We start from the raw sequence: 24,893 nt of genomic DNA on the forward strand, positions 1-24,893 counted from the left end.
ATTGGCAATCTATTATTATATATCAATTTCTCCGGTTTGTAAAAGCTTTTTCTCTTTTGCGCTTTTCCCGCCGCCGTGGTACAATAGAAAGGATTTTGAGACCTGTTCCCATGCAACGGAGGTGCCCTTTCTCATGCCGGATAAAATGCAATTGCTCCGGGCGTTTTTTGGCTACGACAGCTTTCGGCCCGGTCAGGAAGCCGTGGTGGACGCCCTCACCGCCGGGCGGGACGTGCTGTCCATCATGCCCACCGGCGGCGGAAAGTCGCTCTGCTTCCAGCTGCCCGCCCTGCTTACGCCGGGGATCACCCTGGTGGTCTCCCCCCTCATCTCCCTGATGAAGGACCAGGTGGGCAGTCTGATCCAGGCCGGCGTCCCCGCCGCCTATCTCAACAGCTCCCTCACCGAGCGGCAGTACGCCCTGGCCCTGGATCGGGCCTGGCAGGGGCGCTATAAGCTCATCTATGTGGCCCCTGAACGGCTGGAGTCCCCCGCCTTCCTCCGCTTCGCTCAGCACGCCGCCATTTCCCTTCTGGCGGTGGACGAGGCCCACTGCGTCTCCCAGTGGGGCACCGACTTCCGCCCCAGCTACCTGCGCATCCCCCATTTCCTGGAAAGCCTGCCCAAACGCCCGCCGGTGGGGGCCTTCACCGCCACCGCCACCCCGGAAGTCCGGGCGGATATCGTGCAGAAGCTGGCCCTTCATACCCCCATGGTGCAGGTCACCGGCTTTGACCGGGAAAATCTCTCCTTTGAGGTGCGCCACCCCCAGGACAAACGGGCCGAGCTGCTGTCCCTCCTGGAGGGGTTCCGGGGCGAGAGCGGCGTGGTCTACTGCTCCACCCGCAAGACCGTGGAGGAGGTCGCCGATTTTTTGACCGGACACGGCATTCCGGCCCTGCGTTATCACGCCGGCCTCCCCCTTCCGGAGCGGCAGGAGAGCCAGGAGCGCTTCGCCTTTGCCGACGATGGCCTCATCGTGGCCACCAACGCCTTCGGTATGGGCATTGACAAGTCCAACGTCCGCTATGTCATCCATTATAATATGCCCCTGGATCTGGAGAGCTACTACCAGGAGGCCGGACGGGCCGGACGGGACGGCGAGGCGGCCCGGTGCATCCTCCTTTACGGCGGCAGGGATATCATGACCGCCCGCTTTCTCCTGGAACACAGCCAGCCGCCGGAAGGGGTGGACCCCCAGCTTTTAGGAGACCTGCGGGCCAAGCAGATGGAACGCTTGCAGCGGATGATCGGCTATTGCACCACCACCCAGTGCCTGCGCGCCTATCTGCTGCGCTATTTTGGCGAAAAACCGCCCAAAACCTGCGGCAACTGTTCCAATTGCCTGGGAAATTTCGAGACGGTGGACGTGACCCGGGAGGCAAGAGCCGTGCTGGACGCGGTGGAGTCCTCCGGCTGCCGCTTCGGCCCGGGCGCCATTGCCGCCCTGCTGCTGGGCCAGGAGACCGAGCAGAGCGCCCGGTGGCATCTGGAACGGCTGGACGTCTTTGGACGGCTGGCCGGCGTCCCGGCAAAAAAAGTCCGCGCCGTCATGGACGCCCTGACAGAACAGGGCTACCTCCAGCACGACGCGGAATCTCCGTATCCTGTTTTGATCCCCGGCCCCAATGCCGCCGCCCTTCGGAGCGGCAGCGCCGCGGTCTCTTTGCGCCGCGCCAGGGACCATGCCCCGGCCAGACGCCCGCGGCCCGCTCCGTCCGCCGCCGGCCCGGTGGACGAGGCCCTCTTCCAGCGCCTGCGGGAGCTGCGGAGTACCCTGGCCCGGCGCAAGGGCGTCCCCGCCTATGTCATCTTCTCCGACAAGACGCTGCGGGAGATGGCCGCCGTCCGCCCCGCCACCCGGGCGCAGCTCGCCCAGATCAGCGGCGTGGGCAGTCACAAGCTGTCCCTCTACGGCGACGCCTTCCTGGAGCTGCTCCGGCAGTGACTATTCCTCCGGCGGCAAGATCACCAGCTCCAACCCCTGCCGCACCGCATAGGTCACCGTGTACATGGTCCCGCCCAGGGTGCCGTTATACACCGCGATGATCCGGCTGGCCTGATCCACCATGTAGCGGTCCCGCTTGAGCATACACCACCGGTCATAGCGGCGCTGCACCATGGTCTCCCAGTCACACCGCTCCACTAAGGCAAAATAGCGCGCCCGGTCGGCCTCTCCCCATCGGGCGGCCTGCTCCTCACAGGGAATGGCCGCCTCCACCTTTACCTCCGGGTGGTCCTCCCGCAGGGCGAGCACCGCCTCGCAGAAATAAAAATCCGCCCCCCGGGCCATGCCGCAGATGAAATGGCGGAAGCCGTCGGCATACGCTTGCTCCACCGCCGCCCGCAGCCGCTCCTTCAGCGCCGTACAGCGCGGGTCCGACTCGCTCTTCCAGGGCAGTTTTTCGGGCCGGTGCCCGGTAAAGCAGCAGGTCTTTTCTCTCCTCGCGCCCACAGACATCTTCCTTCCTTCTCCCGGGTTACAGTCTCTATTGTAGTATATCCCGTTCCGGAAGTCAATGCGAATGCAAACATTTGTTCCCTCTCTTGTATTTTTTCAGGACTGTGCTATAATAGGTCGGACAATGGAATACGGTGTCTTCAGGGCAGGGTGAAATTCCCGATCGGCGGTACAGTCCGCGAGCGCTTCCCCGCGCAGATCCGGTGCGACTCCGGGACCGACAGTGACGCGTTTTCCCAAAACGCGAAGTCTGGATGAGAGAAGACGCGGGCCCTCCTGGGTTTGTGTGTGCGCCTAAAAAGACATGGTGTTTTCAGTTGCCATCACAAACAAAGGAGTGTTTTTATGTCTGTTTCCCCTTCCCGCACGAAATTCCGGGCGAGAGCCCGGGCCCTCACCGTCACCGCCATGCTCTCCGCCATCTCCTTCGTGCTGATGTTTTTGGATTTCCCCGTCCCCTTTATGCCCAGCTTCGTCCAGATGGATATTTCCGAGCTGCCCGCGCTCCTGGCCGCCTTTTCTCTGGGGCCGGTTTACGGCGTGATGGTCTGTCTGATCAAAAATTTGATTCATCTGCTCATCACCTCCACCGCCGGCGCCGGCGAGCTTTGCAACTTCCTGCTGGGCGCCAGCTTTATGCTTCCCGCGGGTCTGATCTATAAGCTGCGCAAATCCCGGGGCGGCGCCATCCTCGGCGCGCTGGTGGGCGCGGTGGTGATGGCCCTCGTCTCCATCCCCCTCAACTATTTCATTACCTACCCCGTCTATGTGGTGGCCTACGGGATGCCGCTGGACGTCATCATCGGGATGTATCAGGCCATCCGGCCTGGCGTCAACGGCCTTTTGGAGTGCCTCATCACCTTCAACGCGCCCTTTACCCTGGTGAAGGGCCTGCTGGACGCCGTCCTCTGCTTCCTCATTTATAAACCCCTCTCCCCCCTGCTCCACGGCCGGGTATGACACCAAAAGAGCCCCCGCTGTCTCAGGACAGCGGGGGCTTTGCGTCTTGTTCAGGTATTCAGGTATTGTGGTCCACCTGATGGAAGGTCTTGAGATTGCCGATCTTATGGCTGCGCTGCTCCAGCTCGCCCAGCACCGCGTCCAGCGGGATGTTCTGGTGGGCCATGAGCACCATGAGATGGTAAATGAGGTCGGAGATCTCGCCTACCGTGTCCCCTTGCTCGCCGTTCTTGGCGGCGATGATGGTCTCGGCGCACTCCTCGCCCACCTTCTTGAGGATCTTGTCCGTCCCCTTTTCGAAGAGATAGCAGGTGTAGGAGCCCTCCTGGGGGTTGGTCTTACGGTCCAGGACCACCCGGTAGAGATCCTGCAAAACAGTGTCGTTCATTGTTCTTCCTCCATGATCGTATTGAAAAAGCAGCTCCGCGCCCCGGTGTGACAGGTGGGGCCGTCGGGCCGGCAGAAATAGAGCAGGGTGTCGGTGTCGCAGTCGGTGACCACCTTCTCCACATGGAGAAAGTGACCCGAGCTCTCCCCCTTGTTCCACAGCTTTTGACGGCTGCGGCTCCAGAACCAGGCCGTTCTGGTCTTTAAGGTCAGCTCCACCGCCTCCCGGTTGGTAAAGCCCAGCATGAGGATATCCTTGGTTTCCACATCCTGGATGATGACCGGGATTAGGTCGGATTTTTGAAAAAGTTGGTCCAAATCAAAGTGCATAGTTTCACCTCACGGGTATGTGTTGGGTGCGCAGGTAGTCCTTCACCTGGGGGACGGTCAGTTCCCCGAAGTGGAAGAGAGACGCGGCCAGGGCGGCATCGCAGCCGGTCTCCTCAAAGACCTGGGCAAAGTGGGCCAGGGACCCGCAGCCGCCGGAGGCGATCACCGGAATGCTCACCGCGTCGGTGACCGCCTTGGTCATACCGAGGTCAAAGCCGGCTTTGGTGCCGTCGGCGTCCATGGAGGTGAGCAGAATCTCCCCCGCCCCCAGGGCCTCGCCCTGCCTCACCCACTGGATGAGGTCGATGCCGGTGGGCTTGCGGCCTCCGGCCACCACCACCTCCCAGGTTCCGTCCCCCCTGGCTCTGGCGTCCACCGCCAGCACCACGCACTGGGAACCAAACCGCTCCGCCGCCTCGGAGATCAGCGCCGGACGGGCCACGGCGGCGGAATTCACCGAAATTTTGTCCGCGCCCGCCCGCAGGAGGCGCTGGAAATCCTCCAGCGTGCGGATGCCGCCGCCCACCGTCAGGGGCACAAAGACCTGCGCGGCGGTGCGCTCCACCACGTCGGCCACGGTGTCCCGGGCGTCGCTGGTGGCGGTGATGTCCAGAAAGACGATCTCGTCGGCCCCCTGGTCGGAGTAGTATTTGGCCAGCTCTACCGGGTCGCCGGCGTCCCGGATGTTGACAAAGTTGACCCCCTTGACCACCCGTCCGTCCCGTACGTCCAGGCAGGGAATGATCCGTTTGGCTAACATTGTGCGCCCGCCTCCTTTACCGCCAGCGGCAGATCCACCGTCCCGGCATAGTAGGCCTTGCCGATAATGGCCCCCCACAGCTTCCGCTCCCCCAGCTTGCGCAGGTCCTCGTTGGAGGAGACGCCGCCGGAGGCGATGATCCGACCGCCGTACACCCCTTGCAGCGCCGCCAGGCGGTTAAAGGACGGTCCGGTCAGGGTGCCGTCGGTTTCAATATCTGTAAAGATAATAAACTTTACACCTATTTTCTCCATCTCTTTGGCAAAGTCCAGGTAGTCCAGGCCGGAGTCCTCCTCCCAGCCGGCGGTGCGCACCCGGCCGTCCTTGGCGTCGATGCCCACGGCGATGCGTTCGCCGTACTTCTCCACGGCGGCCCGGACGAAATCCGGGTTGTTCACCGCCGCCGAGCCGATCACCGCCCGGTTTACCCCCAGGGCAAACACCGCTTCCAGGTCAGTCATGTTGCGGATTCCGCCGCCCAGCTCCACCTTCAGCCCACTTTTTTGGGCAATCTGTGCCACGATGGCCCCATTCTTCCGCACGCCGTCCCGGGCGCCGTCCAGGTCTACCATGTGGATCTGACGGGCACCGGCGGCATAAAAGGCCTTGGCTGTGGCCAGAGGATCGTCGGCCACCTGGTGGACGGTGGCAAAATCCCCTTTGTAAAGGCGTACTGCCTTACAGTCTTTTAAGTCAATGGCAGGCAGCAGGATCATCGGTTCAGCCCTCCAAAGTTCCGCAGTATTTGCAGTCCCACCTCGCCGCTCTTCTCCGGGTGGAACTGACAGCCGTAGACATTGCCATGGTTCACCGCCGCCACCACGGGGACGCCGTAGTCGGTCTGAGCGATGACCTGGGACGGGTCGGACGCCACCCCGCAGAAGGAGTGGACAAAGTAGACGTAGCTCCCCTCGTCTAGTCCCGCGAAGAGGGGCGACGGATTGGGGAAGGTCAGACTGTTCCAGCCGATGTGGGGCAGCTTCAGATCGGTCTCAATCTTACGGACACAGCCACTGACAAGGTTTAATCCTTCACAGTCTCTCACCTCTTCGCCCCGGGCAAAGAGGAGCTGCATCCCCAGGCAGATGCCCAAAATCGGCTTGCGCCGGGCCTCCCGGCACACCAGCGCGTCCAGCCCGGAGGCCCGCAGCCGGTCCGCCGCGTCGGGAAAGGCTCCCACGCCGGGCAGAATGATGGCGTCCGCCCGCTCCAGCTCCTTGGGGTCGCTGGTGATGCAGGTTTTCAGGCCCAAATACTCCATGGCGTTGGTAACGCTCTTCAGATTCCCCACGCCGTAATCCACGATGGCCGTAACGTTCATCAGAGCACCCCCTTTGTGGAGGTGACGCCGGCGCCGGTGACCGCCACCGCCTCCTTGATGGACACCCCCAACGACTTGAAGAGGGCTTCGGTGATGTGGTGGGCGTTCTTTCCATAGAGCGCCTTCATGTGTAAAGTTAAACCACTGTTCACCGCGAAGGCCCGCATAAACTCCTCGGTGAGGCAGCTCTCATAGCTGCCGATACGCTCCTGGGGCATGGGCGCGTCAAAGACCAGAAAGGGACGGTTGGAAAAGTCCAGGGCCGTGAAGCACAGGGCCTCGTCCATGGGGATGTAGGCCGAGGCGTAGCGCCGGATGCCCTTCCGGTCCCCCAGCGCCTCCTTCATGGCCTGGCCCAGCACGATGCCCGTGTCCTCCACCGTGTGGTGGCCGTCCACCTCCAGGTCTCCGTCCACCGTCAGCGCCAGACCCAGGCCGCCGTAAAAAGCCAGGGCGGTGAGCATGTGGTCAAAAAAGCCGATGCCCGTTTTGATGGCCACCGGCCCCCCCTCCAGCGAGAGCTTCAGGTCAATACAGGTCTCTTTGGTCTTGCGGGATACTTCCGCCGTTCGCATCGCAGTCCCTCCTTACCCCTCAAACCGTACCCGGATGGAATTGGCGTGGGCGGTCAGCTTCTCGCTCTCGGCAAAGGTGATGATCTCCTTCTGAATGGGAGCCAGCGTCTCCTTGCTGTACGCAATGACGCTCATGGTTTTCAGGAAGGAGGTCACGCTCAGGGGCGAGAAGAAACGGGCCGTGCCGCTGGTGGGCAGCACATGGTCCGGGCCTGCCAGATAGTCGCCCAGCGGCTCCGGCGACCAGGCCCCCAAAAAGACCGCGCCGGCGTTTCGGATGCCCGGCAGGAGGGCTCTGGGGTCCTGGGTCATAATTTCCAGATGCTCCGGGGCGATCTCATTGGCCAGGGCCACGCAGTCGTCCAGAGTTTCGCACACGATGGCGCAGCCAAAGTCCCGCAGGGAACACTCCATGATCTCGCTGCGGCTCAGGTAGCCGGTCTGACGGACGATTTCCCCGTCCACCGCCTGGGCCAGCGCCGCCGAGTCGGTGAGCAGCACGGCGGAGGCCAGCTTGTCGTGTTCGGCCTGGCTCAGCAGGTCGGCGGCCACGAACTTGGGATCGGCGCTGCCGTCGGCGATGACCAGCACCTCCGAGGGACCGGCCACCATGTCGATGTCCAGCTTGCCGTAGGCCAGGCGCTTGGCCGCCGCCACATAGGCGTTGCCCGGGCCCACCAGCTTATCCACCTTGGGAATAAAGCCAGCGCCGTAGGTCAGGGCCGCCACCGCCTGGGCCCCGCCCACCGCGATGCACCGGTCCACCCCGGCGATTTTCGCCGCCGCCAGCACCGGAGCGCTCAAATTCTCCGTGGGCGGAGTAACCATGACGATCTCCTCCACCCCGGCCACCTTGGCGGGGACGGCGTTCATCAGCACGCTGCTGGGATAGGCCGCCGTGCCGCCGGGCACATAGACGCCCACCCGGGTCAGGCCCCGGACGATCCGTCCCACCCGTCCGCCGTCCGGAGAGGTCCACTCCGCCGTCTCATAGAGCAGCTTTTCATTATAATCCCGGATATTGGCGGCGGCGTGCTCCATGGCGGCGATGAGGGTGGGGCCGCAGGAAGCATAGGCCGCTTCCAGCTCCTCTTTCCCGATCTCCCGGGGCTCCGCCTTGTCAAATTTGAGGGAGTATTCCCGTACCGCCTCATAGCCCCGCCGGGCCACGTCGGCCAGAATGGCGGACACCGCCTGGTCTACCGCCGCGTTGTTCTGCGCCGCCCGGGCCCGCATGGCGCCAATGACGGCCTGTTCGCTCTGCCCGTCGGCCTTGACAATGTCGATCATACCTTCCTCCGCTTCTCCAGCTCGGCCTCACAGCGGCCGATGAAATCCTCGATCTGGGTCTTGTGGAGCTTCATGCTGGCCGTGTTCACGATCAGCCGGGCCGAGACGGTCTGCACGTCCTCAATGGGCACCAGACCGTTTTCCCGTAACGTGGCGCCCGTCTCCACGATGTCCACGATGCCGTCCGCCAGGTCCAGAATGGGGGCCAGCTCCACGCTGCCCTCGATCTTGATGATGTCCACGTCCATCCCCTTCCGCTCAAAGAAGCTGCGGGTCACGTTGGGGTACTTGGACGCCACCCGGCGGGTCTTGTAGGTGCCGTAAAAATCGCTGCCCTGCCGCACCGCCAGGGCAAAGCGGCACCGGCCAAAGCCCAGGTCCAGCACCTCATAAAAGGACTTGCCCTGCTCCAAAATGGTGTCCTTGCCCACGATGCCCAGGTCGCAAACCCCGTGCTCCACATAGGTGATGACGTCCGGTGCCTTGGCCAGCACCGCGTCCAGCGGATAGTTGGGCAGGGCATGAATGAGCCGCCGGCCCGGATTGCGGATGGGAGAGCAGTCCAGGCCCATGGCCTCAAAGAGCTCCACGCTTTTGTCTTGCAGACGCCCCTTGGTCAAAGCGATCCGCAGACGGTTCCCTTGCTGTGTCATACCTGCTCCTCCCCTTCTTCCAGGTCCACAAGGCGGCTCTGTCCGCCCTCCAGCACCCATACATGAGACGCGCCCCGGTCCTTCGCCAGCCGTACCGTCTCCTCCAGGGTCTCGCAGGGCGAGAGGGCGCAGCATCCGTTCTCCCGGCCGTCCACCGCCCGGAGGGCTTCGGCCAGCTGAGCCGGGTCAAAGTGGATCAGGGTATCCGCACCCTTCCCCTCCTCCAGGGGCCGGCAGGCGGTGACCGCGTCCACGTCCACGGCAAAGCCGGTGGCCGGCGCGGGCCGCCCGAAGGCCGCCGTCAGGCCGTCGTACCGGCCGCCGGACAGCACCGCGTCTCCCGCGCCCTCGGCGTAGCCCCGGAACACCACGCCGGTATAGTAGTCGATCTGATGGACCAGACCCAGGTCAAAGCGGATATACTGTCCATAGCCCGCCGCCTCCAGGGCCTCGTAGAGGGTGCGCAGGTAGTCCACCGCCTCGGTCTTGCCCGCCAGGGCCTCCGCCTCGTCCAGCACCTCCGCGCCGCCGAAGAGCCGGGAGAGCCGCTGCATGGCCGTCCAGGCCGGACGGTCCCGGAAGGGCTCCAAAAAGTCGTTGAGGGCCGCGAAGTTTTTGCCCTCGATGAGGGCCCGCATCTCCTCGGTTTTCTCCTCGTCCAGATCCATGCGCCCGGCCAGAGTGCGGAAAAAGCCCGCGTGGCCCAGCTCGATGTGGAAGCCCTTCAGCGCGCAGGCCCGCAGGGCGTCTACCGCCATGGCCACCATCTCCAGATCGGCCTTCAGGCCGGCGGCGCCGATGAGCTCCACGCCGCACTGGGCGATTTCGCTGCTGCCCCCCCGGTGGGCCTGGCCGGAACGGAACACCGTCTGGTCATAATAGAGCCGCTGGGGCAAGGGCAGCGCCTTGAGCTTGGTGGCAGCCACCCGGGCGATGGGGGTGGTGCAGTCGGGGCGCATGACCATGATCTTGCCGGAGCGGTCGATGATCTTTAACATAGCCTCCTGGGGCATCGGGTTGCCGGAGCGGAGGAACAAATCATAAAATTCTACCTCGGGCGTGCTCACCTCGGCGTAGCCCCGGCCCTGAAAGAGACCGGTCAGCGCCCCCTGTACCGCCCGGCGTTCCCGGCACTCGGCAAACAGCCGGTCCCGGGTCCCCTCGGGCGTGTTGATGCTGTATTTCATCGGAGCATCCTCCTTTTGCTTTTTCACTTTACCACGCTAATATACTATAACAACAACGCCTTGTCAAGCCCTTCCCGCAAAACACCCGGAACGGACCGCCGCGGTCCCTTTCCGGGTGTTCTGGCCCGACGGCTCAAAAACCGTCAAAGAGATTGATCTGGCTGGTGTCCGGCAGGCCGTCCAGCGCGCCGGCCGCCTTGAGCTGCTCGATGTGGGTCTTGGACACCTTGGGGCAGGCGGCGGAAAACTCCTCCACCGAGATGAAGGTCTTGCCCTCCCGCTGCTCCATGATGGACCAGGCCGCCGTCTCCCCCAGGCCGGGAATGGCCGTAAAGGGCGGAATCAGGGCCTTTTTCTCCTCGTCTACCTGGAACAGCGTGGCGTGGGAGGCGTACAGGTCCACATGGGAAAAGGTGAAGCCCCGGAGATAGAACTCATACACCACCTCCAGCGTGGTGAGCATGTCCTGCTCCACGGCGCTGGCCTTTTTCTCCTTGGCCTGGATCTCCCGCATCTTGGCCAGGGCCGTCTCCATCCCCCAGCACATGCAGGTGGCGTCAAAGGCCTTGGCCCGGATGGAAAAATAGGCCGCGTAAAAGGCCAGCGGCCGGTGGGCCTTGAACCAGGCGATGCGGAAGGCCATCATCACATAGGCCACCGCGTGGGCCTTGGGGAAGAGATACTTGATCTTCTTGCACGAGTCGATGTACCACTCCGGCACGCCGGCCGCCTTCATCTCGTCCTCCGCGCCCTCGGGCAGCCCCTTGCCTTTCCGCACCGACTCCATGATCTTGAAGGACCGCTTCTCCGGCATACCGCAGGAGATCAAAAAGAGCATGATGTCGTCCCGGCAGCCGATGGCCTGGCCGACGGGAATGCCCTGGTCCACAATCAGGTCCCGGGCGTTGCCCAGCCACACGTCGGTGCCGTGGGAGAAGCCGGACAGCCGGACCAGAATATCAAACTGCTCCGGCTGGGTGTCCACCAGCATCCCGCGGACAAAGCTGGTGCCGAACTCCGGAATGGCCACCGCGCCGGTGGGACCCAGAATCTTGTCTTTCTCAAATCCCAGCGCTTTGGAGCTTTTGAAGAGGGACATGGTGTCCGGGTCGTCCAGGGGGATGGTCTTGGCGTCCATCCCCGTCAGATCCTCCAGCATCCGGATCATGGACGGGTCATCGTGGCCCAGCATGTCCAGCTTGAGGATGTTGGACTCCATGGAGTGATATTCAAAGTGGGTGGTGACAATGTCGGTGTTGGGGTCGTCCGCCGGATGCTGTACCGGGCAGAAATCGTAAATTTCCCGGTCCTGAGGGATGACCACCATGCCGCCGGGGTGCTGGCCGGTGGTCCGCTTGACCCCGGTACACCCCTGGGCCAGACGGTTCTCCTCGGCGTTGGTGACGTGCATCCCCTGCTCGTCCAGATACTTTTTGACATAGCCGAAGGCGGTCTTTTCCGCCACCGTGCCGATGGTGCCCGCCCGGAACACATGGCTCTCGCCAAAAAGCTCAAAGGTATGGCGGTGGGCCTTGGCCTGGTACTCGCCGGAAAAGTTCAGGTCGATATCGGGGACCTTGTCGCCGCCAAAGCCCAGGAAGGTTTCAAAGGGGATGTTGAAGCCGTCCTTCACATAGGGCGTGCCGCACACGGGGCATACCGCGTCGGGCATGTCCGCGCCGCAGCCGTAGCCGTGGGCGGGGCCGAATGCAAAATCCGAATGACGGCACTTGGGACAGCGGTAGTGGGCGGGCAGGGAGTTGACCTCGGTGATGCCCGACATGAAGGCCACCAGCGACGAGCCCACGCTGCCCCGGGAGCCCACCAGATAGCCGTGGTCCAGGGAGTCCTGCACCAGCTTCTGGGCCGACATGTAGATCACGTCGTAGTGGCGGCCCAGAATGGCGTCCAGCTCCACGTTGATGCGGTCCACCACCAGTTGGGGCGGCTCTTCGCCGTAAAGCTCTTTCGCTTTCCCCCATACCAGCCGCTTTAACTCCCCCTCCGAGTCCTCCAGCTTGGGCGCAAAGAGGCCCTTGGGGAGGGGCACCACGTCCTCGCACCAGTCGGCCACCAAATTGGTGTTGCGCACCACCACATTATAGGCGTCCTCCTGGCCCAGGTAAGCAAATTCCCTTAACATCTCGTCGGTGGTCTTGAAGTAGATGGGCAGGGGAGAATCGGCGTCCTCAAAGCCCTTGGTGGCCAGCAGGATATGGCGGTAAACCTCCTCCTCCGGGTCCAGGAAGTGGACGTCCCCGGTGGCGCACACCGGCTTGTCCAGCGCCTTGCCCAGCGCCACCACCGTGCGGTTGAAGTCCCGCAGCTCCTCCTCGCTCTTCACCATGCCCTTGCGGAGCATGAAGGCGTTGTTGCACAGGGGCTGGATCTCCAAAAAGTCGTACCAGGAGGCGATGCGCTTGAGCTCGGAGAACTCCTTGCGGCGCACAACGGCCTGGAACAGCTCGCCGGCCTCGCAGGCCGAACCCAGAATCAGTCCCTCCCGGTGCTCCTCAATGAGGCTCTTGGGCATGATGGGAAAGCGCTTAAAATGGTCCAGATGAGATTTGGAAATCAGCTGGTAGAGGTTGCGCAGGCCCAGCTGGTTTTTGGCCAGCACGATGAGGTGCTTGGGCTGGCGCTTGGCCTTGCCGCCGGTGCGCAGCTTTCGCATGGCCGGGTTGATGGCCTGGAGGGTATGGACCCCCTGGTCGGAGAGCATCTTGAAAAAGGGCACCAGCATGTAGCCCACCGTGGCGGCGTCGTCGCTGGCCCGGTGGTGGTTGAAGGCGGGGAGGTTCAGATGGTCCGCCACAATGTCCAGCTTGTACTTGCCCAGATCGGGCAAAAGGTTCTGGGCCAAAATCAGGCTGTCCAGGGAGGTATTTTCAAAGGGACGCCCCATCCGGCGGCAGCCCTCGGCGATAAAGCCCATGTCAAACTCGGCGTTGTGGGCCGCCAGGGGACGGCCCGCCGCAAAGTCCAGAAAGGCCCCGATGGCCTGGGCCTGGCTGGGGGCCCCTTGGAGCATCTCGTCGGTAATGCCGGTGAGCTGGGTGATCTCCCGGCTCAGCGGGCGCTCCGGGTCGGCGAAGGTGTTGAAGGTGTCCACGATCTCCCCGTCCCGCAGCACCACCGCGCCGATCTCGGTAATCACGTCCCGGCGGTTGTCCAGGCCGGTGGTCTCAATGTCAAAGCAGACGATCTCCCCGCCGCTCAGGTCCATCTCCTGCTCGCCGTGGACCACCACCCGGTCGTCCACATCGTTAATGAAGTAGGCCTCCACGCCGTAGAGGATCTTGATCCCTTTGGCCGAGTGCCAGGCGTCCGGGAAGGACTGGGCCACCCCGTGGTCGGTGATGGCGATGGCCCGATGGCCCCAGCTCTCCGCCCGCTTGACCACGTTCTTGTCCGGTCCCAGCTTGGGACCCACCTGGGTGAGGGCGTCCATGGTGGACATGGTGGTGTGCAGGTGGAGCTCCACCCGCTTTTCCGGCGCGTTGTCCGCCCGGATGGCTTTCTTGCCCTCCATCACCGCGTAGGGCTCCAGGATCATGTCGTTGGTGAACCGGTCGATGTTCAGCCGGCCCTGCACAAGCAGATGCTGGCCTTTCTTCACGCCCTCCACCAGGGGCTTGCCCTCCTCCCCCAGAAAGAACTTGCTCACCCGGACGGAGCCGGTATAATCCGTCATGTCAAAGGAAACCACCCACGCGCCCCGTTTTTTCAGCTCCCGGTGGTCTACCGCGAATACATCGCCCTCCACGATGACAGACCCCATATCCAGCTCCAGCGCCCGCATGGGAGTGGTCTCCCCCTTGATCTCCCGGCGGCCAAAGAGCAGCTTCTTCTTCCCCTCCGGCTTGGACGGAGCGGGACGGGTTACCTTCAGCTTTTTCAGCGCCTCCTGCCGGATGGCCTCGGTGCGGGCAAAAGCCTGGGCGGCGTCCGCGTCCACCTGGGGCTCCGGCACGGCCGGCGCCTCCGGCTCTGGGGCCGGCTCACCCCCGCGCACCTCCATGAATACCCCCCGCAGGCCGTAGCACAGGGCAATGTCGGCGCACAGGTTGTCCAGGGTGTCCCGGTCCTGCCCTTCCCCGGGCAGCAGCTCCACCGAAATGGTCCGGGCCTGCCGGTCAATCTCCGCCCCGCAGACCCACCACGCCCCAAAGGGCTGGCCGCCGGTCCGCTCCAGCCGGGAAAACAGTTCCAAAAATTCTATCTTTGACCCTTCTGCCATGTAATACGCTCCTACTTGATTTCTTACAGCGTCTCAATGAGGCGGAACAGCTCGTCCACCAGCTGGTCCTGGGGCACCTTCTTGACGATCTCCCCGTGGCGGAACACCAGGCCCTCTCCGTCGCCGCCGGCAATGCCCACATCCGCGCCTCTGGCTTCGCCGGGACCGTTGACCACGCACCCCATCACCGCCACCGTAATGGGCTTTTTCACCCCTTGCAGCCGCTCCTCCACCTCGCCGGCCAGGCCGATGAGGTCAATCTTCGTCCGGCCGCAGGTGGGACAGGAGATGAGCTCCGGCCCGTCCTTGCGCAGGCCCACTACCTTCAAAATGTCCCGGGCGGCGTAGACCTCCTCGATGGGGTCGGCCGAAAGAGACACCCGAATGGTATCGCCAATGCCCAGGGCCAGCAGGCCGCCGATGCCCACCGCCGACTTGAGAATGCCCATTTTGGGGGTGCCCGCCTCGGTGAGGCCTACATGGAGGGGATAGTCGCTCACCTCGGCCATGCGGCGGTAGGCCGCGATGGTGTTGGGTACGCTGGAGGTTTTCAACGACACGCAGATATCGTCAAAGTCATACTTGTTCAAAAGACGGATGTGCCCAAAGGCAGACTCCACCAGCGCCTCCGGCGTGGGGCCGCCGTACTTGGCCAGCAGGTCCTTTTCCAGAGAGCCGCCGTTCACCCCGATGCGGATGGGAATGTTCCGCTGCCGGCATACGTCCGCCACCGCCTTCACCCGGTCCTCGCCGCCGATGTTCCCCGGATTGATGCGCACCGCGTCGGCCCCTGCCGCCGCTGCTTCCAGGGCCAGCTTATAGTCAAAGTGAATGTCCACCACCAGGGGAATGTGAATCCGCTCCTTGATGGCCCCCACCGCGTGAGCCGCCGCCATGTCGGGCACGGCGCAGCGGATGATCTCACAGCCCGCCGCCTCCAGCCGGAGGATCTGCTCCACGGTGGCGTCCACATCGTCGGTACGGGTATTGGTCATGGATTGGATGGTCACGGGAGCGCCGCCGCCTACCGGTACGCCGCCTACCAAAATCTGCTTTGTCATCTTCCGTTCACCTCATATTTTTCAAATTTACGTGATGATTTTGATTACGTCGCTCACCGCGATCACCAGCATCAGGCCCAGCAGCAGCATGAGAAAAACACCGTTGACCCAGCCCTCATACTTGGGATCAATCTCCTTCCGGGTCACCAGGCGGAACAGCCAGCCCACGATCAAAAAGAAGATCCGGCCGCCGTCCAGACCCGGGATGGGCAGCAGGTTCATCACCGCCAGGTTGACCCCGATGAAGGCCATGAGAGAAAAGACGCTTTGCAGCGCCACGCCGACGCCGTACTGCTGGGCGGTGTCCTCCCCCAGCTCCCCCACCGTGGCCACGATGCCGATGGGACCCGACAGATCCCGCAGACCCACCGCGCCCTGCACCAGATCGCCCAGGCTCATCCACACCATGCGCACATAGCTCAGGCACTCCTGAAAGCTCATCTTCAGCTTCACCGGAACCGTGGCCTCCAGGGCCACACTGCCCAGCGTGATGCCCCGCAGACGGGTGAAGCTGTCGCCGCTCCCCTTCTCCTGGAAGGGGATGTGGCAGCCGTTCAGCTCCACCTGCTCGCCGTCCCGCTCCACCACCAGGTCCACCGTATCGCCTGCCCGGTCCAGCAGAAGCTTGGCGTCGCTGTACGTCCAGACGGCGTGACCGTCAATGCTCAGAAACCGGTCCCCCACCTGGAGGCCGCTGTCCTCCAGTCCGTAGCCCTCCATAAAGCCGCCCACCGCCGGCAGACTGTACGACTGATAGGGAATGGCCAAAAGGAGCACAATCACCAGCCCCGTCAGAAAATTCATACAGGAACCGGCCACCAAAATCAAAAATTTCGCCCAAAAGCCCTTGTTCTGAAAGGAACGGGGATCGGCGGCTGCACCGTCGCCGTCCTCCCCCTCCATGGCGCAGAAACCGCCGATGGGAAAGGCGCGCAGGGCATATACGGTCTCCCCCTTCTGACGGCTCAGAAGCGCCGGACCCATGCCGATGGAAAACTCGTTGACCTTCACGCCGGTCATCTTGGCAGTGATAAAATGGCCGAACTCGTGGACGGCGATGAGGACGCCGAACATCAAAATCGCAATCAGAATATAGAGAACCATAAGACCTCCAAATATTTTCTAGCTTTGAAACCCACCCCGCAACGCGCACAAGCGCCGGGACCCTTCGGCCCCGACGCTCCTTTGTGGATTATTGGACCGCCCGGCGGGCCGCCTGGTCGGCGGCCAGGATGGTCTCCAAATCGGGCGACGGCTGCACCGGCACTGTCTCCAGCGCGTGGGCCACCAGGGCGGGAATCTCCAAAAAGCCGATCTCCCCCGCCAAGAACCGACCCACCGCCGCCTCGTTGGCGCCGTTGAGGATCGCTGTGGCCGTGCCGCCCCGCTTGGCCGCTTCGATGGCCAGCGGCAGGCTGGGGAAGGCCGCGTCATCCGGCGGGGCAAAGGTCAGCGCCCCGCAGGCCGTCAGATCCAGCGCCTGAGCCACCGCCGGGCCCCGATTGGGCCAGGTCAGGGCGTATTCAATGGGAACGCGCATATCCGGCGTGCCCAGCTGGGCCAACACCGCGTTATCACAATATTCCACCAGCGAGTGAACGATGCTCTGCCGGTGAATGAGCACCGAAATTTTTTCCGGCGGCAGCCGGTAAAGCCGCATGGCTTCGATGAATTCCAGGCCCTTATTCATCATGGTGGCGGAATCCACCGTGATTTTCGCACCCATAGACCAGTTGGGATGATGGAGCGCGTCGGCCACCGTCACGCCCTCCAGCTCCTCCCGGGTCTTGCCCCAGAAGGGTCCGCCGGAGGCCGTCAAAATCAGGCGCTTGACCTCGCCCCGGTCCCGGCAGCCCTGGAGACATTGAAAAATCGCCGAGTGCTCCGAGTCCACCGGTACGATGTCCACCCCGCAGCGGGCGGCCTCGTCCATCACCAGCTGGCCGGCACAGACCAGCGTCTCTTTGTTGGCCAGGGCGATACGCTTTCCCGCCCGAATGGCCGCCAGCGTGGGACGCAGACCAATCATCCCCACCACAGCGGTCACCACCGTGTCCGCTGCGGGCAGACTGGCCGCCTCAATGAGGCCCTCCATGCCGGACGCCACCCGAACGGAGGTATCCGCCAGGGCGATGCGCAGCGCTTGGGCCGCCTCGGGGTCCATCATTACCGCCAGCTCCGGCCGGAATTGGCGGCACTGCTCCTCCATCCGGGCAACATCCCGGTTGGCGGTCAGCGCCACCGCCTGGAACCCGCAGCCGGAAATCACGTCCAGGGTCTGGCGGCCAATGGAGCCGGTGGAACCCAGGATCGAAATTTGCTTCCTCATGTTTTCTCTCACACTTCCCTTCCCAAGGTTTTGCCCTGCGCGGGCGGCGCCAGGCCCTTTTCCCGAAAAGGGCCTGGACCAAAAGGGGCAAAGGGGGGCTTCAACCCCCCTTTGCAATCCCCCCGGGCGGTCCGCTGCGCGAAGGGGTGAGCCGGTCTGTTATCGGAACGTTTTTTCCGCATTGCATAGCTTAGTCTCTCGTCTTGCAGAGGCTTCCAGTCGGGTATCTATGGAAGCTTTCTTTGCCTGCCTTTCTGTCCCGCAGGCAGTCGCCTGGAACGCGCTGGACGGAAGCTTTCTTTGCCTACTTTCTTTCTCGAAAGGAAGTAGGTTAGGAGACGGCGGGGAGGCAGCGGAGGAGGAGCTCGATCAGGGGCGCACAAAAGATGACGCTGTCAAAGCGATCCAGCACCCCGCCATGTCCCGGGAAAATATTGCCGAAATCCTTGATACCATACTCCCGCTTGATGTAGGAGAACGAAAGGTCTCCCAGCTGAGACACCACGCTGCCCAAGCCCCCATAGAGCATCAGCAAGGGGTAGCTGACCGACCGGTCCCAGATCAGCTCCAGCGCCAGGCCGTAGACCAGCATACCCACCACAGCGCCGCACAATCCGCCCACGGCCCCTTCCACCGTCTTTTTGGGGGAGAGCACCGGCGCCAGCTTATGCTTGCCAAAGAGCATCCCGGCGAACAGGGCAAAGGCGTCGCTGAGGAAGGCCGCGGCAAAGGGCATCAAAATAAGATAGGGCCACAGCTCCATCTGACGGATACGCACGATGGACGAGAGGAAAAACGGGATCATAATGGCCAGGAAAAAGGCGCCGCCCATCTTCTCCATGGTCACCGTCTGACGGCTGCGGATGGCCTCGGCAAAAAGAAGCACCACATAAATATAAATCCCAAAAAGCGCCGTGGAGCTGTTGCCGTTAAAGTGCACCCAAAAGGGGGTCAGCGCCGCCAGCGTCAGCGAAAGGCCGGAGATCCGGGCATTTTTGACGAAGCCGGTGGACCACAGCGACTCATGGACCGCCAGCGCGGAGAGCGCCGCGATAAAAATGGTCACCGACAGAGGCCAAACAGGAGAGACAACGTAGAGAAGCACCAGAAGCAGCGGCACACAGACCACCGCCACAAGAATCCGTTTCGTCATCTCACACACCCCCAAAGCGGCGGGCGCGGTGCTGATAGTCGGCAAGCGCACGGTTGAGCTCTTCCTTGCTGAAATCCGGCCAGAGCACATCGGTAAAGTAGAGCTCGGCATAGGCCGCCTGCCAGGGCAGGAAATTGGACAGCCGCAGCTCCCCGCTGGGCCGGATCACCAGGTCCGGGTCCGGAACCCCGGCGGAAAAAAGATAGTTGGAGAAGGTCGCTTCGGTCAGATCCTCGGGGCGGGCGCCGCCCTTCAGGCAGTCCGCCGCAAAGGCCCGGGCCGCCCGGACCAGCTCATCCCGGCCGCCGTAGTTGAGGCAGATGTTGACCTGGACGCCGTCATAGTGGCGGGAAATCTCCTCCGTCTCCAGGCAGAGCTGGCGCAGCTCCGGCGTCAGCGGCGAAAGGTCTCCAAAAAACTTCATCTTGACCCGGTCCCGCTCCATCTTGGCGATGGCTTCCAGCAGATACTTCTTCAAAAGTCCCATGATGGCCGAAATCTCCTCCATGGGACGGCGCCAGTTTTCCGTGGAAAAGGCGTAAACCGAGAGATACTCCAATCCGATGTCCTTGCAATAGGTGGCGATGGTGCGGAAGGTCTCGGCGCCGGCGGCGTGTCCCGCCGTGCGAGGCAGACCGCGCCGTTTGGCCCAGCGGCCGTTCCCGTCCATGATGATGGCGACATGCCTGGGCAGGTGTTCAAAATCCACCTGAGACGGCGCTTCCCGTTTGGGCTGAAAAAGTGCCATGGCTTCTATCCTCTTATCCTAATCAATTCAGAATTTGAGTGCGGGGCGTCGTACGCCCCGCACCGCAGTGATTCCATGTGAGCCAGGGTCAGACCGCCATCAGTTCGGCTTCCTTCTTGGCCGCCAGCTCGTCGATCTGCTTGCAGCGGCGCTCGGTCAGGTCCTGCATCTCCTTCTCATATTCCTTCAAATCGTCCTCGGTGATCTCCGCCTTCTTCTTCATGGCCTTATAGGTCTCCACCGCGTCCCGGCGGATGTTCCGAATGGCCACCTTGCCGTTTTCGGCGTATTTGCGCACCTGCTTGGTGAGCTCCCGGCGGCGCTCCTCGGTCAGCTGGGGGAAGGCCAGACGAATCACGCGGCCGTCGTTCTGGGGGTTGATGCCCAGGTCGGAGGTCTGGATGGCCTTCTCAATGGCTCTGAGGATGGAGCTGTCCCAGGGCTGGATGGCCAGGGTCCGGGGGTCGGGCGAGGAGATGGACGCCACCTGGTTGATGGGCGTGGGGCTGCCATAGTAATCCACGGTGATCTTGTCCAGCACCGCCGCGTTGGCCCGGCCGGCGCGCACCGCGGCAAAGTCGCTCATGATGACCTCGATCGTCTTTTGCATCTTCTGGTCGTACGGCTTGTGGATCTCATTCATCTCACTTTTCCTCCTTTACAATGGTACCGATCTGTTCGCCCATCACCGCGCGGAGAATGTTCTTGGGGTCCTTCAGCGCGAAGAGGAGCACGGGGATCTTGTTGTCCATCGAGAGACTGGTGGCGGTGAAGTCCATGACCTGCAAATGCTGCGCCAGCACATCGTCATAGGAAATGAAGTCATACTTCACGGCGTTGGGGTCCTTGTTGGGGTCGGCGCTGTACACGCCGTCGATGTTCTTGGCCAGCAGGATGATGTCCGCGTCGATCTCGGCGGCGCGGAGCACAGCCGCCGTATCGGTGGAGAAAAACGGGTTGCCGGTACCGCAGCCGAAAATGACCACGCGGCCCTTTTCCAGGTGCCGGATGGCGCGGGAGCGGATATAGGGCTCGGCAATGGCCCGCATCTCGATGGCGGTCTGCACACGCACCTCCACGCCCATCTGCTCCAGCACGTCGGCCAGAGCCAGGCAATTCAAAGTGGTGGCCATCATGCCCATGTGGTCGGCACGGGTGCGCTCCATCCGGCCGGCGCCGTCCTTGACGCCCCGCCAGAAGTTGCCGCCGCCCACGACGATGCCCACCTGGACCCCCATCTGGGTACACTCCTTGATGACCTCGCAGACCTCGCCGATGACGCCGAAGTCCAGACCTCTGGACGCCTCGCCGGCCAACGCCTCACCACTGATTTTCAAAAGAATCCGCTTGTACTGCGGCTCGCTCATACATTCAGCCCCTTCCATGGCATTTGTCTTTTGCTATTCTATAATATTTTTATCCCTTTGCATAGTGCTTGACAAAAACTTTTTACAATTTGTTCGCAACTTCCCGCCCTCAGAGCAGCTCTTTCAGCGCGGACAGCAGCGCGTCCATCTCCCCGTCGGTCCCCACGCTGATGCGCAGATAGCGGGAGATCCGGGGCTGATCCCACCAGCGGACCAGCACGCCCTTACTCCGCAGACCGTCCAGCAACTCCTTGCCGCCGTGGGCGGGATGGGACGCAAAGAGGAAATTGGCCTGGGACGGACAGACCGTGAAGCCCAGCGCCTCCAGCTCCGCCGCCACGCGGGTACGGGTGTGCATGACCTTCCGGCGGTTTTCCTGAAAATAAGCCTCGTCCTCCACCGACGCCAGCGCCCCAGCCTGGGCCAGCCGGTCCACGGTGTAGGAGTTAAAGGAATTTTTTACGCAGTTCAGACCGGCGATCAAATTGGCGCTGCCGATGGCGTAGCCCACCCGCAGACCGGCCAGCGCCCGGGATTTGGACATGGTGCGCACCACCAGCAAATTGGGGTACCGGTCCAGCAGCGCCAGCGCGGACTCCGCGCCGAAATCCACGTAAGCCTCGTCAATGACCACCGCCGCCTCCGGATTGCCCGCCGCCAGACGCTCGATCTGGTCCAGACACAGGGCCCGGCCGGTGGGCGCGTTGGGGTTGGGCAGGAGCACGCCGCCGTTTTCCCCCAAAAAAGCCTCCACCGGGACGGTGAAATCCTCGTTGAGGGGAATGAGCCGGTAGTCTACCCCGTACAGAGCGGCATAGACCGGGTAAAAGCTATATGTGATGTCGGGGAATACCACCGGCTTGCCGCCGCAGAAAAAGGCCTGAAAGCACAGGGCCAGCACCTCGTCGGAGCCGTTGCCCACAAAAACCTGCTCCGGCGTGACCCCGTGATAGGCCGCCAGCGCCGCCCGCAGCTGGGTACACTCCGGGTCCGGATAGAGCCGCAGCCCCTCCCCGGCCGCCGCCTGAATGGCCGCCGTCACGCCGGGCGCGGGCGGATATGGATTTTCATTGGTGTTGAGCTTGATGAACGTACGCCCCTTGGGCTGTTCACCCGGCGTGTAGGGCACCATGTCCCTGATCCGTTGGCTCCAAAATTCTTTCATTGTGCTCCCTCGTTCCGCTTGATCTTCCTGATGCTCTTCTCCGCCTTGCTGCGGGGAATCATCAGCTCGTGTCCACAGCCCTGACAGCGCAGGCGGAAATCCATTCCCACCCGCAGCACCAGCCATTCCCGGCTGCCGCAGGGATGGGATTTCTTCAGCTCCAGCACATCGCCGACCCGGACGTCCATCTGACCCCACCTCGCCTTTCTCTGTTCTTTGCCGGACATGGTTACCATTATAAATTCCCTTTCCGCCGCTGTCAATTCCGGAAGGCGGGGCGCATATAGTGGTATCCCATCCCACCCGCCGGCGGGAAACGGAAGGCGGGACCGTTTTGCAGCTATGGCGCGTCTCCGCCCAAGAAAGGATCTGGTCGTTTTGAATGGATATTATCCCACCGAAGGCACCCTGATCGCCGCCCCGGAAAACCGCGCCGCCTGCGCCTCCCTGGAGGGGCTCCGCCAGGCCATGGACCGGGAGACCCTTCTGGAGGGCACCGCCCTCCTCTGCGACGCCGACCACAATCTCATCGTATCCCTTGGAAACGGACGCACCGGCTTCATGCCGCGGGAGGAGACCGCCCTGGGCATTGCCGACGGCTCTACCCGGGACATCGCCATCCTCTCCCGGGTGGGACGGCCCGTCTCCTTCCTGGTGGACGGCTTGCAGGGCGAAAGCGGCCGGATCGTCCCCCGGCTCTCCCGCCGCCGCGCCCAGCAAAAGGCCCTGGACCGCCTGCTGGACGCCCCGGCCGGCACCGTCCTCCCCGCCGTGGTCACCCACCTGGAGCCCTTCGGCGCCTTTGTGGATCTGGGCTGCGGCGTCACCTCCATGATCGGGATTGAACATATCTCGGTCTCCCGCATCCCACACCCCGCCGCCCGCTTCGCCGTGGGGCAGTCCATCCGGGCGGTGGTGCTGGACCGGGACCGGGAAAAAGGCCGCATCTACCTGACCCACCGGGAGCTGCTGGGCACCTGGTCGGAAAACGCCGCCCCCTTCCGCCCCGGTATGACGGTCCCGGGCATCGTACGGGGCATCAAGCGCTACGGCGTATTCATCGAGCTGGCGCCCAACCTGGCCGGTCTGGCCGAGCTCCACCCGGGCTTGCAGGAGGGCGACCGGGTCTCGGTATACATCAAGGCCATCCTCCCCCAGCGGATGAAGCTCAAGCTGCTGGTCATCGGCGTGCTTCCCCCCGCGCCGCCCCCTCCCCTCACCTACTTTATTCGGGAGGGACGGCTCACCCATTGGAAATACGCCCCCGAGGGCTGTACGCGGGTGGGAGCGGAAACGGTCTTTCTCGATTGATCCGCCCGCAAAAGGGCCGGGATACGGCATTCGTTCCGTATCCCGGCCCTCTCTTATGTCCGATTTCTTACCGTCTCAGCCGCAGACCGGTACGCCGGCCTCCAGCAGCTTGCTCAGCGCGTCACGGTCGCCCACCAGCGTCACATCCGGATGGAGCTGGAGCACCGAGGCGGGCACATCCCGGGTCACCCGGCCGCAGAAGGCCTGGTACACCGCCTCCGCCTTATCCGCTCCGCTGACCACCATCAGAATCCGGCGGGCCCGCATGATGTTCTTGATACCCATGGTCAGCGCCTGACGGGGCACATCCTCCCGCCGCTCGAAAAAGCGGGTGTTGGCGTCGATGGTCCGGTCCGTCAGGGTCACCAGATGGGTCTCCAGGCCAAAATCGTCCCCCGGCTCGTTGAAGGCGATGTGTCCGTTGTGCCCCATCCCCAGCAGCTGGAGGTCAATGCCGCCCAGATCGTGGATGAGCTGGTTGTAGCGCTCGCACTCCCGCTGGGCGTTGTCCGCCAGACCGTTGAGCACATGGGTGTTTTCCGGGCGGATGTCGATGTGGTCGAAAAGATTGCTCTGCATGAAATAGCGGTAGCTCTGCTCATGCCAGGGAGAAAGGCCGTAATACTCGTCCAGATTCACCGAACGGATCTCGGCAAAGCTCAGGTCCCCCTTTTTATACCACTCCACCAGCTGCCGGTAGGCGCCCACCGGGGTGCCGCCCGTAGCCAGGCCCAGAACGCTGTCCGGTTTGGTGATGACCTGGGCGGAAATGATATTGGCCGCCCGACGGCTCATGGCCTCATAATTTTCGGCACAGTAAACTCTCATCGTTTGTTTCCTCCTGCTTCAAACAAGAACTGAGTGCGGCAGTTCAGACCGGTCCGTCCTCCGGGCTGTCCTCAATTTCGCCAAAGAACCCTTCTGTCTGTCCCGCTCTCGTTGTATGGATTGTACAATTTTCAAATTGCCTTGTCAATAGCGGCGGCCATTGTTTCGCCACTGGTCCAGACAGCGGAGGACCTCCGGCGTCAGCAGCAGCAGCGCCGTCAGATTGGGGAGGGCCATTAGCCCCGTCCAGATGTCCGCCAGCTCCCACACCGACCGGAGCTCGCCCACGCTCCCCGCCACGATGGCCCCCAGAAAGGCCAGCCGGTAAAGCCGCCGCCCCCGCGTCCCCCCCAGCAGATAGGACAGGCTCCGTTCACCGTAATAGCTCCACCCCACCAGCGAGGTGAAGGCAAAGAGCAGCAGACTGGCCGCCACCAGCGCCGTACCGCCGCCGCCCAGCGCCGACGCGTAGGACGCCGCCGACAGCGGCGCGCCCAGCATGGCGTCCGATACCCGCCCCTCCGTCAACGCCGCCAGCGCCGTTCCGGGATCGTACACCCCCGCCGTCAGGATCACCAGAGCCGTCATGGTACACACCAGCATCGTGGCCACAAAAACCTCTAAAATGCCCCACATCCCTTCCTCCGCCGGTTGGTCCACATCGGCCGCCGCATGGGCGATGGCCGACGATCCCACCCCCGCCTCATTGGTGAATACCCCCCGGGCAACGCCGTAGCGCAGCGCCGCCGTCAGGCCGTAGCCCACCC

The 24,893-nt window shown here is 63.1% G+C and carries 25 protein-coding genes and 1 riboswitch; of the genes, 3 read left to right on the plus strand and 22 right to left on the minus strand.

Going from position 1 to position 24,893, the window contains the following annotated elements:
• Nucleotides 1–133: 133 nt before the first annotated feature.
• Nucleotides 134–1,948, plus strand: coding sequence for a DNA helicase RecQ (gene recQ, locus H7U37_RS00660; RefSeq protein WP_204872793.1), 1,815 nt, complete (start codon nt 134–136; stop codon nt 1,946–1,948).
• Here the strand turns inward: recQ and H7U37_RS00665 are convergent, their stop codons facing one another.
• Entirely contained in the window at nt 1,949–2,455 is a 507-nt protein-coding gene (locus H7U37_RS00665) for an SLOG family protein (protein ID WP_338049728.1), read from the minus strand. It lies immediately after the preceding gene.
• 138 nt (nt 2,456–2,593) lie between these two features.
• A riboswitch (FMN riboswitch) is annotated at nt 2,594–2,731 on the plus strand.
• Nucleotides 2,732–2,806: 75 nt separating this feature from the next.
• Between H7U37_RS00665 and H7U37_RS00670 the strand changes: the two genes are divergently transcribed.
• Nucleotides 2,807–3,421 carry an ECF transporter S component gene (locus tag H7U37_RS00670; RefSeq protein WP_204872797.1) on the plus strand — a complete coding sequence of 205 codons (615 nt, stop codon included), beginning with the start codon at nt 2,807–2,809 and terminating at the stop codon, nt 3,419–3,421.
• Nucleotides 3,422–3,479: 58 nt separating this feature from the next.
• Here H7U37_RS00670 and hisE read toward each other — a convergent pair whose 3' ends face one another.
• The 19 genes from hisE to H7U37_RS00765 form a co-directional block, all read right to left on the minus strand.
• Nucleotides 3,480–3,809, minus strand: a complete 330-nt coding sequence (gene hisE, locus H7U37_RS00675; protein ID WP_204872799.1) for a phosphoribosyl-ATP diphosphatase — start codon at nt 3,807–3,809, stop codon at nt 3,480–3,482.
• A complete protein-coding gene (gene hisI / locus H7U37_RS00680; RefSeq protein WP_204872801.1) occupies nt 3,806–4,138 on the minus strand; it encodes a phosphoribosyl-AMP cyclohydrolase in 333 nt (110 codons plus the stop codon). The genes hisE and hisI overlap by 4 nt, the downstream gene beginning before the upstream one ends.
• A 4-nt stretch (nt 4,139–4,142) precedes the next feature.
• The gene (gene hisF, locus H7U37_RS00685) at nt 4,143–4,898 is read right to left on the minus strand and encodes an imidazole glycerol phosphate synthase subunit HisF (RefSeq protein ID WP_204872803.1); all 756 of its coding nucleotides are present in this window, start codon (nt 4,896–4,898) and stop codon (nt 4,143–4,145) included.
• Entirely contained in the window at nt 4,892–5,614 is a 723-nt protein-coding gene (gene hisA, locus H7U37_RS00690; RefSeq protein ID WP_204872805.1) for a 1-(5-phosphoribosyl)-5-[(5-phosphoribosylamino)methylideneamino]imidazole-4-carboxamide isomerase, read from the minus strand. Before hisA ends, hisF begins: the two co-directional genes overlap by 7 nt.
• Nucleotides 5,611–6,219 carry an imidazole glycerol phosphate synthase subunit HisH gene (gene hisH / locus H7U37_RS00695; protein WP_204872807.1) on the minus strand — a complete coding sequence of 203 codons (609 nt, stop codon included), beginning with the start codon at nt 6,217–6,219 and terminating at the stop codon, nt 5,611–5,613. The genes hisA and hisH overlap by 4 nt, the downstream gene beginning before the upstream one ends.
• Nucleotides 6,219–6,794 (minus strand): imidazoleglycerol-phosphate dehydratase HisB, encoded by a 576-nt coding sequence (gene hisB / locus H7U37_RS00700; RefSeq protein WP_204872809.1) that lies wholly within the window; start codon nt 6,792–6,794, stop codon nt 6,219–6,221. The genes hisH and hisB overlap by 1 nt, the downstream gene beginning before the upstream one ends.
• Before the next feature lie 12 nt (nt 6,795–6,806).
• Complete coding sequence (gene hisD, locus H7U37_RS00705; RefSeq protein ID WP_204872811.1) at nt 6,807–8,084, minus strand: histidinol dehydrogenase; 1,278 nt, start codon at nt 8,082–8,084, stop codon at nt 6,807–6,809.
• Entirely contained in the window at nt 8,081–8,737 is a 657-nt protein-coding gene (gene hisG / locus H7U37_RS00710) for an ATP phosphoribosyltransferase (protein ID WP_204872813.1), read from the minus strand. Before hisG ends, hisD begins: the two co-directional genes overlap by 4 nt.
• Complete coding sequence (hisZ, locus tag H7U37_RS00715; RefSeq protein ID WP_204872814.1) at nt 8,734–9,924, minus strand: ATP phosphoribosyltransferase regulatory subunit; 1,191 nt, start codon at nt 9,922–9,924, stop codon at nt 8,734–8,736. The genes hisG and hisZ overlap by 4 nt, the downstream gene beginning before the upstream one ends.
• A 133-nt stretch (nt 9,925–10,057) precedes the next feature.
• Nucleotides 10,058–14,164, minus strand: coding sequence for a PolC-type DNA polymerase III (locus H7U37_RS00720; protein WP_204872816.1), 4,107 nt, complete (start codon nt 14,162–14,164; stop codon nt 10,058–10,060).
• Between the two features lie 23 nt (nt 14,165–14,187).
• Complete coding sequence (gene ispG / locus H7U37_RS00725) at nt 14,188–15,225, minus strand: flavodoxin-dependent (E)-4-hydroxy-3-methylbut-2-enyl-diphosphate synthase (protein ID WP_204872819.1); 1,038 nt, start codon at nt 15,223–15,225, stop codon at nt 14,188–14,190.
• 27 nt (nt 15,226–15,252) lie between these two features.
• On the minus strand, nt 15,253–16,329 hold the full coding sequence (locus H7U37_RS00730) for a M50 family metallopeptidase (RefSeq protein WP_204872821.1): 1,077 nt from the start codon (nt 16,327–16,329) through the stop codon (nt 15,253–15,255).
• Between the two features lie 88 nt (nt 16,330–16,417).
• Complete coding sequence (locus H7U37_RS00735; protein ID WP_204872823.1) at nt 16,418–17,554, minus strand: 1-deoxy-D-xylulose-5-phosphate reductoisomerase; 1,137 nt, start codon at nt 17,552–17,554, stop codon at nt 16,418–16,420.
• Nucleotides 17,555–17,885: 331 nt separating this feature from the next.
• A complete protein-coding gene (locus tag H7U37_RS00740; protein WP_204872825.1) occupies nt 17,886–18,707 on the minus strand; it encodes a phosphatidate cytidylyltransferase in 822 nt (273 codons plus the stop codon).
• 1 nt (nt 18,708) lies between these two features.
• Entirely contained in the window at nt 18,709–19,455 is a 747-nt protein-coding gene (locus H7U37_RS00745; protein WP_204872827.1) for an isoprenyl transferase, read from the minus strand.
• 88 nt (nt 19,456–19,543) lie between these two features.
• A complete protein-coding gene (gene frr, locus H7U37_RS00750; protein WP_204872829.1) occupies nt 19,544–20,098 on the minus strand; it encodes a ribosome recycling factor in 555 nt (184 codons plus the stop codon).
• Nucleotide 20,099: 1 nt separating this feature from the next.
• Nucleotides 20,100–20,822 carry a UMP kinase gene (pyrH, locus tag H7U37_RS00755; RefSeq protein ID WP_204872831.1) on the minus strand — a complete coding sequence of 241 codons (723 nt, stop codon included), beginning with the start codon at nt 20,820–20,822 and terminating at the stop codon, nt 20,100–20,102.
• Nucleotides 20,823–20,931: 109 nt separating this feature from the next.
• Nucleotides 20,932–21,987: a histidinol-phosphate transaminase gene (gene hisC / locus H7U37_RS00760; RefSeq protein ID WP_204872833.1), complete on the minus strand. Its 1,056-nt coding sequence runs from the start codon at nt 21,985–21,987 to the stop codon at nt 20,932–20,934.
• Nucleotides 21,984–22,175, minus strand: a complete 192-nt coding sequence (locus tag H7U37_RS00765) for a DUF951 domain-containing protein (protein ID WP_204872834.1) — start codon at nt 22,173–22,175, stop codon at nt 21,984–21,986. Before H7U37_RS00765 ends, hisC begins: the two co-directional genes overlap by 4 nt.
• A 190-nt stretch (nt 22,176–22,365) precedes the next feature.
• On the opposite strand from H7U37_RS00765, the gene H7U37_RS00770 reads away from it, so the two are divergent.
• Complete coding sequence (locus H7U37_RS00770; RefSeq protein ID WP_243413673.1) at nt 22,366–23,298, plus strand: S1 RNA-binding domain-containing protein; 933 nt, start codon at nt 22,366–22,368, stop codon at nt 23,296–23,298.
• A gap of 75 nt (nt 23,299–23,373) precedes the next feature.
• Here H7U37_RS00770 and nagB read toward each other — a convergent pair whose 3' ends face one another.
• Complete coding sequence (gene nagB, locus H7U37_RS00775; RefSeq protein ID WP_204872835.1) at nt 23,374–24,126, minus strand: glucosamine-6-phosphate deaminase; 753 nt, start codon at nt 24,124–24,126, stop codon at nt 23,374–23,376.
• Nucleotides 24,127–24,270: 144 nt separating this feature from the next.
• Nucleotides 24,271–24,893: alanine:cation symporter family protein (locus H7U37_RS00780; RefSeq protein ID WP_204872836.1), on the minus strand; the 623-nt coding region annotated here is incomplete at its 5' end.

It is taken from the genome of Pseudoflavonifractor phocaeensis (assembly GCF_016901735.1).
In the GTDB taxonomy this organism is placed as follows: domain Bacteria; phylum Bacillota; class Clostridia; order Oscillospirales; family Oscillospiraceae; genus Pseudoflavonifractor_A.